A 767-nucleotide genomic window follows, 5' to 3' on the forward strand; every position below is an offset into this window, starting at 1 on the left:
AACATCTGATTCTAAAAGATATCCTTTTGACATATTAATTTCACTCCTTTCTATACAGATATTGGTTAATTAAATGATAATTTAGTTGTTTAAAAATATTTAGTTAAAAATTCCTTCTTTAGACAATTTAAATGTTGATTCTGTTTAATTATTTTAATTCGTTCATCGTAAATAGGTTTCATTATCCTAGTTAATTGACTTAAAAATTTGTAATTTGGTATAAAAACAATTGAGTCCATAAGGTCACTTCTTTTTATATGTCCCATGGTTGTTGCTTTTCCAGCAGCAATTAATTTAAATTTTTTTAAATAATGCTTTGTCCACTCATAAATAAACCAAGATGGAAATTTCTTTGATGTTACTTTAAAAAGGTGTTGATTTAACCCAGAAGTAGTTCCTGACCAAATTTTTACCATAAGGGTACCAGACCAAGAAAAAACAATATCACCTGTTTTCACAATATAATCTTTGTTAATTTTCATAGAGCATCTATCTGATGAGCTGTCAGTGTATCCCTGGCTTAATTCTCTTATTTTAAGTACTGGTATTCCATTTTCAAATTTTTCACATTGAAATTTTTGCATTGGGAGACCATTTTTAAAATTAGCAATACCAACTAAATTACTTTTTTCGAATTTCATATTAATTGCAAATTTCTCAAAAATTAAGGTCAGTAAATCATCTAAATTATCATTTAATTAACCAATATCTGTATAGAAAGGAGTGAAATTAATATGTCAAAAGGATATCTTTTAGAATCAGATGTT

Annotated in this window: 1 protein-coding gene; it reads right to left on the reverse strand. The window is 26.2% G+C overall.

Annotated elements, in window-relative coordinates; translation table 11 throughout:
• Window positions 1–89: 89 nt before the first annotated feature.
• On the reverse strand, window positions 90–641 hold the full coding sequence (locus tag H3T47_RS09205; RefSeq protein WP_233335899.1) for a restriction endonuclease subunit S: 552 nt from the start codon (window positions 639–641) through the stop codon (window positions 90–92).
• Window positions 642–767 lie beyond the last annotated feature (126 nt).

It is taken from the genome of Lactobacillus sp. W8093, assembly GCF_016100925.1.
In the GTDB taxonomy this organism is placed as follows: Bacteria; Bacillota; Bacilli; order Lactobacillales; family Lactobacillaceae; genus Lactobacillus; species Lactobacillus helsingborgensis.